Source organism: Verrucomicrobium spinosum DSM 4136 = JCM 18804 (assembly GCF_000172155.1).
Lineage (GTDB): Bacteria > Verrucomicrobiota > Verrucomicrobiia > Verrucomicrobiales > Verrucomicrobiaceae > Verrucomicrobium > Verrucomicrobium spinosum.
Map to the genome: position 1 here is coordinate 7,722,737 of NZ_ABIZ01000001.1, position 15,288 is coordinate 7,738,024.

Annotated in this window: 10 protein-coding genes and 1 pseudogene; 4 read left to right on the plus strand and 7 right to left on the minus strand. The window is 57.7% G+C overall.

Going from position 1 to position 15,288, the window contains the following annotated elements; translation table 11 throughout:
- Positions 1 to 20: 20 nt before the first annotated feature.
- From VSP_RS40335 to VSP_RS31150, 4 genes are read left to right on the plus strand one after another with little or no spacing between them, the layout of a single operon-like run.
- Entirely contained in the window at positions 21 to 824 is an 804-nt protein-coding gene (locus VSP_RS40335; protein ID WP_009965663.1) for a MotA/TolQ/ExbB proton channel family protein, read from the plus strand.
- 38 nt (positions 825 to 862) lie between these two features.
- Positions 863 to 1,276 (plus strand): ExbD/TolR family protein, encoded by a 414-nt coding sequence (locus tag VSP_RS40340; RefSeq protein ID WP_081452836.1) that lies wholly within the window; start codon positions 863 to 865, stop codon positions 1,274 to 1,276.
- A gap of 3 nt (positions 1,277 to 1,279) precedes the next feature.
- Complete coding sequence (locus VSP_RS31145; protein ID WP_009965665.1) at positions 1,280 to 1,741, plus strand: ExbD/TolR family protein; 462 nt, start codon at positions 1,280 to 1,282, stop codon at positions 1,739 to 1,741.
- 37 nt (positions 1,742 to 1,778) lie between these two features.
- A complete protein-coding gene (locus VSP_RS31150; protein WP_009965666.1) occupies positions 1,779 to 2,840 on the plus strand; it encodes a vWA domain-containing protein in 1,062 nt (353 codons plus the stop codon).
- Between the two features lie 165 nt (positions 2,841 to 3,005).
- On the opposite strand, the gene VSP_RS44065 is transcribed toward VSP_RS31150, so the two are convergent.
- The 7 genes and pseudogenes from VSP_RS44065 to VSP_RS31180 form a co-directional block, all read right to left on the minus strand.
- Positions 3,006 to 3,542, minus strand: a complete 537-nt coding sequence (locus tag VSP_RS44065; protein WP_198141270.1) for a hypothetical protein — start codon at positions 3,540 to 3,542, stop codon at positions 3,006 to 3,008.
- A 123-nt stretch (positions 3,543 to 3,665) separates the two neighbouring features.
- Positions 3,666 to 4,130, minus strand: a complete 465-nt coding sequence (locus tag VSP_RS44070) for a transposase (protein WP_009965669.1) — start codon at positions 4,128 to 4,130, stop codon at positions 3,666 to 3,668.
- Positions 4,131 to 4,402: 272 nt separating this feature from the next.
- A complete protein-coding gene (locus VSP_RS42815) occupies positions 4,403 to 4,876 on the minus strand; it encodes an Imm26 family immunity protein (protein WP_157211161.1) in 474 nt (157 codons plus the stop codon).
- Positions 4,876 to 10,977, minus strand: coding sequence for a polymorphic toxin-type HINT domain-containing protein (locus VSP_RS31170; protein ID WP_232289531.1), 6,102 nt, complete (start codon positions 10,975 to 10,977; stop codon positions 4,876 to 4,878). The genes VSP_RS42815 and VSP_RS31170 overlap by 1 nt, the downstream gene beginning before the upstream one ends.
- 861 nt (positions 10,978 to 11,838) lie before the next feature.
- A pseudogene (locus VSP_RS44075) lies at positions 11,839 to 14,127 on the minus strand (RCC1-like domain-containing protein); the annotation flags it as partial.
- Between the two features lie 111 nt (positions 14,128 to 14,238).
- Complete coding sequence (locus VSP_RS42820) at positions 14,239 to 14,409, minus strand: alpha/beta fold hydrolase (protein ID WP_156346210.1); 171 nt, start codon at positions 14,407 to 14,409, stop codon at positions 14,239 to 14,241.
- Between the two features lie 307 nt (positions 14,410 to 14,716).
- Positions 14,717 to 15,133, minus strand: coding sequence for a hypothetical protein (locus VSP_RS31180; RefSeq protein WP_009965674.1), 417 nt, complete (start codon positions 15,131 to 15,133; stop codon positions 14,717 to 14,719).
- Positions 15,134 to 15,288 lie beyond the last annotated feature (155 nt).

The window sequence follows — 15,288 nt, forward strand, 5'->3', positions numbered from 1 at the left end:
TCACGATTTCAAGCACCACCATGATCCACCTGTTCATCTCCGCCCTTCGCCGCTTCTCTGCACTGGCCGCCATTGCAGGCACGCTTGCCCTGGCTCAGACGACCTCGGCGCAGACTGCCCCGGGGGTCTCACCTTCGCCGCCCCCCGCCGCCGCCGTTCAGACGGGTCAGAAAAGCCTCATGGACGTGTACAAGTCTGGCGGGCCCCTTATGCACTTCATCCTGCTCTGTTCCGTCGGCACCATTGCCGCCGTGGTCTATTGCTTCGTGGCGGTGAATCCAGGCCGCATGATGCCAAAAACCTCCCACCATAGCATGGTGCAATTTGCCCGGCATCGGGATGTGAACGCCGCCTATCAGCTCTCAGAACAGAACCCCTCTGCCTACGCCAAGGTGGTGGGGCCTGCACTCCTCAAAGTGAATTTTGAACGCGATCACGCGAACAAGGGCAGCATGGAGCAGGCAGCCGGTGACGCTCTGGACCGGGAGGAGACCCGCCAGATGGCCTGGGTAAACTACCTGAACGTGTTCGCCACCCTGGCTCCCATGCTTGGCCTTCTCGGCACGGTCACTGGCATGATCGCCTCCTTCGACCAGCTCGCCGCCGGCCGCAGCGAGCCCGCAGACCTCGCCGGGGGCATCGGTGAGGCCATGATCACCACCGCTGGCGGGCTCTTCGTAGGCATTCCGGCCATGTTCTTCTACTTCTTCTTCAAGAACCGCCTCACCTCCATCATGTCAGAAGTGCAGAAGAACGCGGCGTTCGTCATCGACATTCTCTCCGGCGAGGTCGCCCTTGCCGAGGACGACGCCCGCTCCGTCTGAGCCCCGGTTGTTACCAGGAACCACCAGCCGCCCCTACCATGGCCATCCCCAGACGTCGCCGGCATCCGGACGAGCCCAGCTTTCAGATGACGCCGATGATCGACATGACCTTTCTCCTGCTCATCTTCTTCATGGTCACTACGAAGATGAGCAAGGAGCAGGTCAAACTGGAGGTGGCACTGCCCACCGCATCCGCTGCCATCCAGCCCGAGGACCTGTCCAACCGGGACATCGTCAACATAGACCACCAGGGCACCTTCTACGTGGCCAACAACCCGGTATCGTCCGGGGAGCTCAAGGCCCACCTGAAAGAACGGTTCAAGAACGCCCCTCCGTTGAAAATCTACCTGCGGGCCGACAAAGACACCCCCACACGAAAGATCCGTGAGGTGATGAAGATGGCCACAGAGGCCGGGGCCGCCGACGTCATATTTGGAAGCTACACCCGCTGAACCATGGCCATCCGTCGTCGCAAACGTCATGATCCGCCGGTTGAGGTGCCCATGGGCCCCATGATCGACATGGTCTTCCTCCTCCTGGTGTTCTTCATGGTCACCTCCAAGCCCATCAAGCAGGAGTCAGACATCAGCCTTGCCCTGCCTGGAACGGTGGCTCAGGACGAGTCCGTCGAAATTCCGGATGAACAGCGCATTCAAATCAACCAGACCGGCTCCGTGGTGCTGAATGAACTTGAGATGGGGGATCCTGGAGATACGACGCTGACGCGGCTTTCCGCAAGTTTGAAACGGTTCAAGGAGTCAGCGGATGCCGCGCGCACCAAGGCCATGGTCACCCTCGATCCACACGACCTGGTGCCGCACCAGCGGGTCGTGGATGTACTCAACGCCTGCGCTCAGGCTGGCATTCGCGGGGTCACTTTTGCCGACAGCACCATGGATGGACAAGGGGCACAGTGATCCCTCATTCCGAGCATTCCCCTTACTACCGCCTGCCATGTCACGCCCTCTTTTTGTCAGTCAGCCGTTGGATGAATCCGTGCGCGACAGGAGGCGGCGGCGGGGTCTCATTTCTGCGGTCATCACCGGCGCGGTGCTCGTGCATCTGGCTGGCCTGGTGGTGGCCACTGCCGTGGTCGTGGCCCGGTTCTATTCACAACCCAAGGCCACATTCGAGATCCCGCGGGAGATCCGCATCCCCGTGCTGGATCGGGAGCACAAGATGACCCTGGCCCGTCATGAGGCAGTCGCTCCCAAGCCCACGTTCAACGACCGGCTCGTAAGCACGCGTCCCACCGCATTCTCCCTGCCGGAGATGCCCAAGCTGGATATGGATCAACTGCTGCCCCTGGACCCGAGCCAGATCATCTCCGACCAGGTCTCCAGCCTGGTGGGCAGCAGCGGTCTTGGCTCCGGCATGGGAAATGGAGGCGCTGGCAGTGGTGGCATGGGGGGTGCCTCACTCAGCTTCTTCGGCATCAAGACAGAGGCCCGGCGCATTCTCCTGTTGTTTGACGTCTCCGGCTCCGTCGTGAACAAGGCCAAGGCCTCCGGCGTACCGCTCTCGCGGATCAAGGAGGAAACGTCTGAACTCATCAGCAAGCTTCCCATTAACTGCCGCTATTCGATCATCCAGTTCGTGCGCAACTTCAAGCCGTTCAGCGAGGAGCTGGTGGCTGCCAGCCCCACCAACAAGGATCTGGCACACCAGTGGATCGAAACCCAGTGGGACGAGAGCGGGATGATGCCCGCCGGCGGCCAGGGGGTGAAGTCCACCATCCCCAACGGGCTTCCCTTTGTGCTGGACTACGCCTTCAGCCTGAAGCCCGACACCATCTTCTTGATCTCCGACGGGAGCTTTGAGCAGACGACCCCCACCGATGGCAACCGCAAGGTGCCGGGCGATGAGTTCGAGGCACAACTTAAGCGTCTCCAGTCCGCCGCCGGCAAGGAGGTGCCCATCCACTTCATCGGCTTCCAGATGCGGCCGGAAGACAACACCACCTGGCGCCGCCTCGCCCAGCGCAGCGGGGGCAAGTTCCGGGAAATGGGGCGGTGAAGTGACGGTCTCAGCCTGTTCCGCAGGCCAGGATTGCCCGCGGGCGGGCAGAGCACTGACCAGCTTCACTCTTACAGCCACGTCTGACACGGCGGTTGAACGCTTTTGAGCCTTTCAGGCGTCTTGCAGGGAGCACGAAGAGACAGGCCATATCATGCGACAACCTCAGATCACACCGACCCTCGGCGCTCGAAAGGCAAACATTCCGGCAAAACTCCCGCCCTTCATGGGGCGGGAACCTCGTTGGCGGCGGACATCAAATTGTTCCCGTCGCGCCTCGAAGAACTCATCCACAAACCCCCGGCTTCCCAAGGCCACACCTAGCGTGAAGTACGTCACCCGGTGACGCAGCGTCTCCGCGAGCGTCATCTTGCCGTCTTCCGTGCGTACCTGCTCCACCACCTCGCGCTTGATCCCCTTGCGCAGCACCTGGCTGTCCGAACCGTGACCGTCTCGAACCTCCTCCCCCTGGCCAAAGAGCCACACCCGGTAGCCGGAAAGGACCTTGCCCGCACCGGGAATCCGATGCGAGCCCCCTGGCTGGTTCCGCTCGTGCAGACGATGCTCGTTTGTGATCGTGTGCAATGCTGACAACGCCTTGCGGCCACCCGCTACCGCCTCCGCATAGCTGCACCACCGGTAGTCCTTGGGATCCTCCACCAGTCCCGCCCGCACCGGATTGAGATCAATGTAGGCACTCATCACCGAGAGCGTAGCGAGCTCACCTTCCAGCAGCACACTGGTGAAGCGCTCCTCCCAGAGTGTGCCCTTGCGATTCTCCCTCTTGTTGAACCACAGGCACTGCCATGCCGCGAAGCGGCAACATTAGAGCGGAGTCAAATTGCAGGTCGCGAGCGAACGCGAGAGACAAAAGCGCTGTTTGAGCTCCTTCATGAACTGGCTCACATCCCACATCCGGCCCAGGTATCTCTCCTTGAGTTCCTCGGCCGCCGCGTCATGCCCCTGGCTGCGAAAGGTTTCCAGAGTCTCCTTGAGCATCCGCACCGCCGGTTGGGAATAGATCAACGCCGCCTGCTTCAGCAGCCAAACATCCGAATACACCTCCCCTTCAGGCCGCTTCCTGACTTCAACCATGATGTGGAAGTGGTTGGACATCACACAATAAGACAACACCCGCACCTGGCAGAACCCCTCATAGGCCCGCATCAAGCGCACAAACTGCTCCTTCTCCTGCGGCCCAAACGCCAACCGCCTCTCGACCACCCGAGAAATGCAGTGGTAGTACGCAACCGGAACCAGCGGATCGGCAAAGAAGCGGGGAGACGCCATGCCACGATGTCGCCCACTCGTGAAAATTGTCAATTTCTTCTTTCACAAATAGCCTGTCTATTTGTGTCCTCCTTCGCCCAAGAAGCGGCCGAAGCAGCCGCCGACTCCTGACCAACCACCGGTTGCTTCCTCAGAAGCAACCCTGGCTCCCCGCAGGGGGGAGGGCTTGAAAGACCCACTATCCCCAGATCCCCTCGATGTTGTTTGCTCACCTGCTGCCTCGTAGTCTTCCTTCTCAATAGCCTGTCTTCTCGCACTTCTGCTATGGGTTGTCACGTTTTCTCAGGCCACTCCAGTGGTTTCCCTTCCGCGATGAATTGTTCAATGTCTTGGGCCAGCCACAACACTTTATGAACAAATCCTTTTGCCAACATTTCATTTCGATCAACAGGCTGCCCCGAAGAAAATTTAGTCTTGCCATCAGGGTACTGCACCGTCCAACCGCTCATTTGCGTACCATAAAAAAAAATCGGTATCTTCAATACGTCTGGCCGAAGCGGAAGTGCCCCACTATGATGCCAGCGCTTTCGGGCAGATGCAGTATTTACAAATGCCTTGGCCAATATTTTTGGCGCTCGCATAGCCAAAACATCAGTTGAAATTTGTTGTGTGGCGATTAGATCAAAGACAGCAACCAATGCCCCAAACTCCTCACGATGGATGACCTGGGCGCAACCGAAGCCTGCCGTACCCAAAGGTATATTTAGCAATTCCCCTGTAGTTAGTTTTGGTCTTTGATGGTTCATCAACACGATTTCTCTCTAAGGTATTCTGCCCCCTTCTCTCGCATTCGCACAGCCTTCGCGTCCGTTCTCTTTTGATCAATTGAATTGTTTTGACGAGGCCCAATACCACCTTTTCGATTATTTTCAATCTCCACTTGCTCAACTCCACGAGCTGTTTCGTTGTCTTTGATGCCCTCATGCATCGGCTGGATTTTAAATCCATCACGAGCCCATTCTGCTTGCCTCCTGCTGAAGTCGTTGGTCTTACCTACATAACCATCGTTACGCCGGTACACTTTGAAGTCACCTACTGGTTCGCCATTGTGAACCAGAAATCCTTGAGCCCCCACGAAGTAGTTATGGAGGTCTGCAACTTCAAAATTGTGCGTCGCCTCAGGCTCATCTAGTTTTCTTAGTTTTGCGAGGGTGACAACCGTCAATGCACCGCTCTCAAGACGAAGCACCATTCCAGGTTGTAAATCGACTGCAGGAACCCATGCCCCAAGGTTTTCGACCCAAAACAGATGAAATCGAGTGGCGGAAATCTTTGAATCACCTGCAACGATGTCGATCCAGAAGTAGGTAAAATGCTGGTGCGTCTTGAGGACCGGTTTCTCTACGATACATTCACTTAAGAAATCATAGGCCAGCACAACGTCACCCTCCTTGAGTGTTTCAATTGCAACCTTGCCTCGAGCCGTTTGAACCATTGTGCCGGAAGGAAAACAGTTTTTGCCACTAGGCAGTTCAACGACTTGCATCGCAGATGCTCCCAGCGTAAACCCAATCAACGCCCCCTCTTCCATTACGTCCTTTGCGTCAGACCACTTCTCTGGAATCGTGCGTGAAGCATGCTGAATGAACACTGAGAATCCATTCGTGTTGGCGACAAACTTGCCATCTTTGTTCTTCAGAAAGAAGTCGTGAGTCTCCGTTTCCGTTGCATCACGCCATTCGGTACGAACAAATTTGGGCTCCCCAGCCAGCGGAAAATACCATGGAGCTTCAAATACGTTTTCCCGCATCTGCGGCACTCCGCTTGGGCTGACACGGGTGTAGTCGATACTACGTTTGTCCCTCCCATCGTACTCCCTATGTTCCCACAACCCCTCTGGATCAAAGCTCGTCCACGGATTCTGCCGCACATACGCATACAAGTTGGGGCCATCCACGAACCCCGCCGGGTCGCGGCTCAGCCAGACACCGGTCTCGATGTCACGGTAGCGAAACCCTTCGTTGAGCAGCCCGGTCGGATCTTCCTCTTTGGTGTTGGCCCGCTGACGGTCCAGGTTGGTCCCGGTTTCCACTGGACGTTTGCCGTAGGCTTCGTAGCTGGCTGTCCAGGTCAGGGCTCCGGCATCGTTGCTCTGGGCCACGACGTCTCCTCGGCCGTTGCTCATCGCATACTTCGCCTCGGTCCCGCCGTTGCGCAGGCTGTACATCATCCCACCCACGCCTCCACCCATGTCCGGGCCACGCAGGTATTCCACCGTGGGCGTGATGCCCTGGGACTCGTACTCGGCCACGCTCAGGCCGCCGCTGAACACGATGGCCGTACCGATGCCGTTTTCCACCCGGCTGATGCGCCGGGTCCGGTAGTCATAGCCATACTCGTGCTCCTCAGCATTCGGCAGGGTCACGCCTTCCAGCCGGTTCTCTGCATCCCAGTGGTAGGTGGTGGTCTGCACGGACTGCTCGGCGGTGGTGAGCGTCTGGGTGGCCCGGTTGCCGGCCAGGTCATAGGTCAAGGCGGCGGTGCGTGTCACCGCCCCCAGCCCATCCTCCTCCGACCAGTCCGTGAGCTGGTTGAAGTGGTTGTAGGTGTAGAGTGTCTGGGTGGTGAGGCTGCCGTCCGTGCTCACCAGCTTGACGCTGCGGTTGCTGCTGGTGTCATAGGCATAACCGGTGGTGATCACCGGGGAGCCGGGCTGGGCCATGGCCTCACCCGTGAGCCGGTTGGTGGCGTCATACACCATGACCGTGCTGCGCCAGCCTGCCCCACGTGCGCCTTCTCCGGGCCAGCGCTCGGACTGCACCGTGACATTGCCCACCGCATCATAGGTCCACAGGAACTGGGCCTGCAGGGCATCGGCGCTGGTGTAAGTCTGGCGCGATTCCAGACGGCCCAGGTCGTCATAGGCGTTGTACTGCCACAACCCGTTGGGCTGGGTCTGGGCCACCGCCCGGCTGGCCAGGTCATAATGATAGACCGTGGTACGCCCGCCCTCGGTCACCGTGAGCGGTTTGCCCTGGCTGTCGTAGGTGGTGGCAATGGTCTTGCCCGTGCCCAATGCACTCCCGGTCCGGCGGCCGCCCAGGTCATAGGTGTAGGTGTGCGTGAGGCCCTGAGAGGTTTCCGTGGCCACCCGGTCAAGAGCGTCATAGGTGTAACCCACCGTGGCCTCGGGACGCCCCGTCTCGGTCACATCGGTGAGACGGCCCGCAGTATCATAGACCCGGGTGCGCACCACCGGGCTGCCGCCCACCGTCCAGGTCGTGGTGGTGAGACGGTCGCGCAGGTCATACCCAAAGGTGAACTCACGGCCCGCGCTGTCCTCCCGGGAGGTTTCACGAAGGGCATCGTAATGACGCTCGGTCCACACGCCCTCCTGGAACGTTTCTTTGAGGAGCCGGTTGAGGTCGTCATAGGTGAACGTGGTCACCTTGCCCCGCGGATCGGTCACCGAGGTCCGGTTGCCGTTCTTGTCATAACCAAAGGTGGTGATCTGCTCCTCCGCATCTTCCGTCTCGATGAGACGGTTGTGGATGTCATAGGTGTTGGTCACCACCCGGTTGAGCGCATCGGTCACCGTCTTGACGTTGCCGTTGCGGTCATAGGTGGAACTGGTCACCTGCCCCAGGGCATTGGTCACAGTGAGCCCCCAGCCGGCGTTGTTATAAGTCTTGGTGGTGACCTTGCCCAGAGGGTCGGTGACCGTGAGCACATTGCCCCCGGCGTCATAGGTGGTGTTCACCTCCGGCCGGGACCACTGGCCCTCCAGGGCATCCCAGATATACGGGGAGGTCACCTTGGTGGGGCGGTTGCGGTTGTCATAGACCGTGGTGGTGATGTTCCCCAGAGGATCCTGCACGGCAATGACATTGCCATTGGCGTCATAGGCGGTCTTGGTCACCGGGCTGACTCCGTTGACCTCAGGCAGCGTCACCTCCACAGCGCGACCCGCCCGGTCGTACTGGGTGAGGGTTTCACGTCCCAGCTCGTCCACGACCTTCCAGACCAGGCCGGAGGGGGTGTAATAAGAGTGCTGGGTGGTGGCATCGGGATACTCCACCTGGGTGGGACGGTTCAGGCCGTCAAAGGTGGTCTTGGTGATGCGATTGAGCGCGTCCTTGACCTCCTCGGGGTTGCCCGCGTCGTCATAGGTGGTGGTGACGGTGTTGCCCTCCGGCAGCTGCTTGACCGTGGGCCGGTAGAGGCCGTCATAGGTGATGGTGGTCACCTTGCCGCGGGGGTCGGTGATCGTGGTGGGCTTGAACCCGCTCACATCAAAGACGCTGCCCCCGCTGTTGGCCCCGTAGGTGCAGGTCGTGGTCTGGGCGTCCCCGCCGCTGCCCACCGTGGTGGTAAGACGTCGGCCGATGCCGTCATAGGTGTGGGTGGTGACCGTGCCGCGTGGGTCGGTTTCCGTGTGCGGCAGGTTCAGCGCCGTGTAGGTAGTTTCGCTCGCCAGGTCGGCCCCGTCATCCATGTCCACGGTGGACTTCTTGCGCCGGTTCAAGGCGTCATACTCGTGCGTGGTCGTGACCCCGCGTTCATTGACCTCACTGGTGAGGTTGCCATGGGCGTCATAACCCAGGGTTCGCGTGGTGCTGTCGGGGTTCTCCACGCCCGTGAGCCGCAGGCTCTGGGCGTCGTAGGTGAAGGTGGTGGTGTGCCCGCGCGGATTGGTGACGGTCTTCTTGCTGCCGTTGCCCGTGTAGGTGTAGCTGGTGACCAGCTCGATGCCGCCTCCGGCCGTGACCGCTTCCTTCTGGACCCGGCCATTGGCATCCGGGGTGTACTCCGTGACCAGATCGCCCCCGGTGGCCGTGGTGCTCTGTACGGTGGTCCTGGCCAGGAACCCGGCAAAGCCGCCGGCACCATAGTCAAAGTCGGTGACCCGCAAGGTGCTGCCGCCCTTGCTGATGGTTTCCTTGGTCCGCAGCCCGGTGCCAGCTTGAATCGTGTAGCTGGTCAGCGTCCCCCGCTCATCGGTCATGGACTTCATGACGCGGGTGTCATCGTCGTAGGTGAAGTAGCGGCTCTTGCCCAGGGCATTGACCTGCTGGATGGGATCATCCCACCCGAGGCCGTTGGAGCCCACGGTGCCATAGTGGAAGGTAGTGGTGTTCCCGCTTATATCCGTGGCCGAGCTGAGCGCCATGCCGTGATCAAAGTCGAAGTTGTAGACCTCGCTCCCGGCCGGGGTGTCGATCTCCATGCGGCTGAAGAAGACGGTCAGCTGCTTGCTAAAGGGATCATCTTCTTTACCGGGATCGTTGCGGAGAGGCACAAAGACGTCCGGCTGGGAGAACGTGTAGGTATAGGTTCCACAGGGCCCACTCACCACTGTTTGCACGCTGCCCGAACTGATCGTGGCGTCTGCTTGAGTCTGAATCGAGCGATTGCCACCAAAGTTCACGACAGATGCGTCGGGCAGAGTGACTTTTTTCACCAACCGCGGCAGGCCCAACTGACTGCGGAGACGGAACGCAGCACCGGAGACCTCCAGGTACTTGTTGCCGTGGTTGAACTCGTAGGTGAAGTCATAGTCCGCCCCTCGCTCATCTTCGATTCGGGTGAGATTGAAATGTCGATGGTCAGGTTCCAGAGGGCCATTGGGATCAAGATCCGCAGAGGGAGCCGCCTCCGTGACTGTTTCGTACTGATAATTCACCTGACTCCCTCCTCGCTGCACCGTCGTCAAGCTTCTTACCTCATCGTCCCCGGTCCCTTGAAGGGAGTATGAGTACGACACCGTCTCCCCGGAGGGCCCCCGAACGGCAGTTACAACCCCATCAGCTTGTGTGATGGTAACGAGCTGATTCGGTCTGGCAGGGTCGTGGATTTTGTTGGGAATGAGCGTGGTGTCCGAAGGGTAGGTATAGACCAGTTGATTGCTCCACCGATCATCCACGTGAGTGAGCCGGGCATATCGAAGCTCGACATACTTGAAACTGCCATCCACGCGATCACTGGTGTGCAACTGATAGATGGGTGTGATTTGATAGGTGCATACTGCCCCGTATTTCTTCTTGTACTTGAATCCAACCACTGCATTGCTTGCATCCCGAATAGTTTCTAGGGAGTCGAAAGCGGTCTTTGCATTTTGCTTCTCTTCGCGGGAGTGAACCCACACATGCGGTTGATTGGGATCTGCAGGCAGGGTAGGAATTGATCGATAGAAGATGGCACAAGACCCCTGCTCGTCTGTGACAATCGCCTTGCGGAAATTGTCTTCAAATCGGATGTTCGCACAGAGATTGGAGGACCATCCTGGGCCAAACGGGGCATCCGGAAACTCCATTGGCCGGAGTCCATGCCTCAGACTCCAGCCGTGTTCCCTGGCGCTGCGCCTCACCACAATCGGAAGCAAACTGCTGTCCACCGAAGAATAGACGTCACTGACGACATGGTTGATTTGGCGCGTGAACGAATCCACGAATGTCTCTTCGGGCAATTCTCCGCTCTCGTCCTTGCTCTGTGGCTTGCGATCTGACAACGGGATTCCGTGCAAAGCGATCTTCCGATGAGATGGACCTGCGGCATCTGACGCGGAAATTCGGTGCCCCGGCATGGGGTCGCCACTCAGATCCACATACTCCAGGCTGATTTCTTCACTTTCCCCTCGGTCCAGGAGATTGGGAGCAATGGGATACATTTCCACCTCTTCGTTGCTGTACCGCTCACCCTGAGGCACAATGAAACAAATCTTCTCCAGCAGTTCTCGCGACTGCACCAGTCCATCCAGCTTGATTGTTTTGTATTTGTTGTAGTAGTAGCGCCACCAACGGGTGGCGGGGTCCGCCAACGCAACTCCTACCACCATGCCGTCATGACGTGTGTCTTCGTAGGTTATCTTCTCGCCAATTTTGACTGGAGGCGAACTAGCGTCCTCCATGACATTCACCGTTTCGACGTGAGCTCGAGAAGATATTGCCACCGGCTCCCAATCAAAAAGGGTAGTGGGCACTCCGAAGCTGAGCGACAAGGGTTCCCAAGAATTCCAGACAGGCAAGGCACCAGACCTGAACAAGTCCCAATCCTCGTAGATCTCCGGGGCCCTTTCAGAGTCCACGAAATCATACCGTCTAAAGTTGTACCTCAATGATCCTGATGATGCCTCGAGATTGATCATCTCCCCCGAATAGTCACCACCTGGATAGACTTCGTCAAAGAATGACTCGTCCACCGGAGTGCCCACATTCAATGCCGAGGGAGTGGCAGGAGGCACACCTGTACCCCCCGCATTGGATCCCATTGAATTTCCAATCCAAGGAACCGCCGGGGGAACTCCAGCAATGTCCGCGACGGTCAACTTTTCCAGAGGATTCGTCTTGTCGGCGTACTCTTGGCCATTGACGACCCCATCCTTGTCCGGGTCCCCTTGAAAACCATGGCTAAGCGACCCAAAGTATTTTAGTTCCCACCAGTCTGGTAAAAAATCTGAATCGCTGTCGTACGGGACATCCACTATGATGGGAGCAGTTTTCGCCGAGATGGCCCCTTGGCTGTTCCGAATCACTCCACTGATACTGAATCTTCCCCAAGTCGGCGGAGTGAATCCAACAGCAACTGTCGGCTGCGCGACCTGCTTCAATAGGGTCCCGTAGTGATAGACCTCGCACGAATACAAATCCTGCCCAGGAGCCAGATTTTGCACAGGAATGTTCAAGCTTTGCCCCAGGGGGACGACAAAAGAAGCGCTTCCTCCACCCAGATCTGCGAGTGGCCAATCACTAAGGGCGTTGAATCCCAACACCCTGGTCGGAGCGGTTCTCAACCTCCCATTGTGCACCCCTAATCCAAGCTGCGTCGATGTGAATTCCGGATCACCCGGATTTGCACCCCATGATACGAGACTTCCATCTTCTCTGATCGCCAAGCTATGGTCTGCGCCACCTACGACGGATGTCGCGCCCACCAACTGCTCAACCAAGCCAGGCACACCTGGATCTACAGTCGCTCGCCCTAGTTGGGCTGCATGATTGCGCCCCCAACTCCACACCCTTTTCTGCTGATCAATGGCGAACGAATGATGGTCCCCTGTACCAATGGCAACAATGGCCGGCAAGCCTTCAACTTTGACGGGCGTCGCAACGCTGATTGCCACGCTGCCGCCAGCTTGCTGATAGTTGCTCCCTCCCCAAGCCCAAACGGTGCCATCATTCCTCAGAGCAAGGACATGGAGCTTGCCTGCCGCGATTCCGACGACATCATGGATTTCCGTAGGATCAACCTGAAGAGGACTGGCCGCGTTTGTATAGGTTCCGTTTCCCAGTTGTCCCAGACTATTGTCTCCCCACATCCACACGGAACCATCGGCCTTCAGCGCCGCGGAAGAATTGGCGGTGGCCGCAATCTTTGCGACACCAGCCAAACCAGGTATTGTCGCTGGTCTAGTTGCGGATGTTGGCGTCGAAATCGCCCGTCCCAACTGCCCTTCCGAACTCTTGCCCCATGTCCAAACTGCACCCGCAGAGGTGAGGACAAGTGAGTGATTGTCTCCGAGCTTCAGATCAATGGCACCTACGAGAGGTGTGGGGAGCGGCGCAGCATAACCCACCGACACTGGATTGAGCGCTCGATTGGCGGCAAGTCCACTGAGTCCAGAAGGGTTATCACCCCAGGCCCATACTCTCGAATTTGCCCCTACAAATGCCAGGGAATAGGTGGTTGTTGTCGCAACACCTTTGGCACCCAAACTGCCATTCAGAACCGTTGGTGCAGCCACAGCATATTTTTCACCAAGGTTAAACTGAGCATCCCGATTCTCCCCCCACGCTAGCAACTTGCCGTCTGGCTGCACTGCAAATGAATGTCGCCCGCCCGCTGCCACCTGCGCCACAGGAGATGCGTTTGACACCGGCTTCGCGCCAGGTTGAGATAGATCAATGTCAGTTAATCCAAGGCGATTTTCAGCATTGCTCCCCCAAGCCCAAACCGTGCCACTTGAGTCTAATGCAGCTGAGCTCTGATATTCTCCAGAAACCTCGTGCGCAAAAAAAGAGCCGGCAATCATGGTCGGCGTGTCACGCCTGCCGTCTCCCAACTGACCGGGAGTTCCCGTGCCCCAACTGTACAGCTTGCCATCCTCAGTCGCGGCAAGTGAATGATAGATACTGGCAAAGATGTCTACAACTGGCCCAGCACCAATGGAGAGAGCGACTGGATCGCTGGAAAGGGTCGCAGCCCCCAGTCCCAGTTGGTTTTGAAAACCACTCCCCCACACATAGACTTGCCCAGTTTCGTCCAACGCCATGGAATGAACCCATCCCACCGAGATTTTTACAATGCCACTTAGCCCGCCAATTTGGGTGGCACTAAGGTTTATGTTCGTGCCAGCATGTATGCAGTGTCCCCATTCCCAAACAGTCCCATCTTCCTTGATCGCGGCGGCACTGCTATGTCCCGCCTCAACAGCGACCATATCCGAAGCACCCGACACTTGCACAGGAGGAAACACCTTACCGGAAGTTGGGCTCCCATTCCCCAGTTGCCGATAGCCGTTGGTTCCCCATCCCCATACTGTTCCATCTGATTTGAGGACAATCGCGAAGAAATAGTCTCCACTGGCTCCCGTTGAAGTTCCCGCCGTCACCCTGGTAACTCCAGCAATGCTGGAAACCTGAACCGGAACAAGATTGTCATCAGTGGTGCCAGCGCCTGTGAAAAAAGCCTGTCCAGCCCCCCACGCCCAAACCGTCCCATCAGACTTGACGGCCAGTGTGCTGGCGGATCCTGCCGCCACGGAGACCACATCAGTCAACCCAGGCACCTTTACAGGCACAGTGCTGTCTGTCCGACTATTGATGCCCAACTGACCCCGGTCATTTTTTCCCCACGTCCACACGGTTCCGTCCGCTCGCATGACCACTGTATGGCCATATCCCGACACCACTCGTTTTGCTGGCAGCGGCGGAGCACTAGCGTGAGCAACGCTCAGCGCTGCGAAGAACATCAAAATAAAGAATGAGAGTCGAGACGCAAAAATGAATAACATGGCCATCGAATAACTTTCTCTTCCAGCTGGCGCATTGTAACTTCTCATGTGGCGAGTGGGGGGGGCTTGTTCGCGTCAGCAGTTGTTCACTGCCGATGCCACACAACTAACGTTAACATAGCCAAAACGTCAACTTACATTTTGAACACCTTTCCCCCTTCACCTCACCCCTTCCAGCGCCGCGTGCACTTTCTCGGTATCCGTGTTCAACACATCATTGTGCCGCGCCCCTTTAATATCCTCATACTTTACAATATCAGGAAATAACTCACCCAGCTTCCGGCCCATGGCCACGGGGATCACCTCATCTTCGGTGCCGTGTCTCGCCACCACTTGGTAGCCGCCTTCTTTCTGCAGGCGCCTCAGCGCGACCGCATTGTCGAAGCGATTGCAGGATCTCGCACAAGGGCCAGCCGAGGGGGTGACCAGAGTCGCGCAGACGGAGATGCAGTTCGGCTTCGGTGGTCATGAGCTCCGCAGCAAGGGTGGGCACGGGCTTCGGCACCGACTCCTTGATCCGACGAGGGGTAGGGTTGCCTTTGCTGCATCCATAGCCGGGGTCGTCCACCAGCACCGGTGTGCCTTGTTTCAGCGTCGGGAAGTCAAAAAAGGTACGGAAATATCCTGTCTTCTGGCACTACCGAATCTTGGAAGCTATGTACTCTTCATTTAGTCCGAAGTTGAGCCCCAATGGATGTCCGCTGGCGGAATCGAAGGTAGCATCCATGCTTGTAACTTCTAACGGCTCATCATACTTTTGCATTGTACCTGGTTCGAAGTAGGCTGCGGCTTTTAAGAACCTGACTAGCGGTCTTGTTTGTAGCGTCCCCCTTTGAAGCTCCCATGTGCCAGTTTCTGAATGAAGCAGCACCTTGCTTCCGCCATCTCGCAGCAATCGATGTTCATACTTCATATTCTCACCGAGAATCCATGTCTCCTCCCAACCACCATCGTGCTTGATAACATATTCTCCCGCAACAGAAGTAAGCTCAGGCACTCTCTCGCAACACGCCAAGAGCAACAGAGCAACAAAAGCACCCATTGGTTTTCCCATGCCGAATTTACGTTAAAAGTCAGAAGAGTCATTCCTCGTCTTCGTTCAAGCCCCATTGATTTTCGCCAAGATTAGACCGCGCAACTCAATCGCCCAATCGGTGGTTCCAAAGAGACGAATGTACCACGGTCTTCGCACTTCTGAAGCCATCGTAA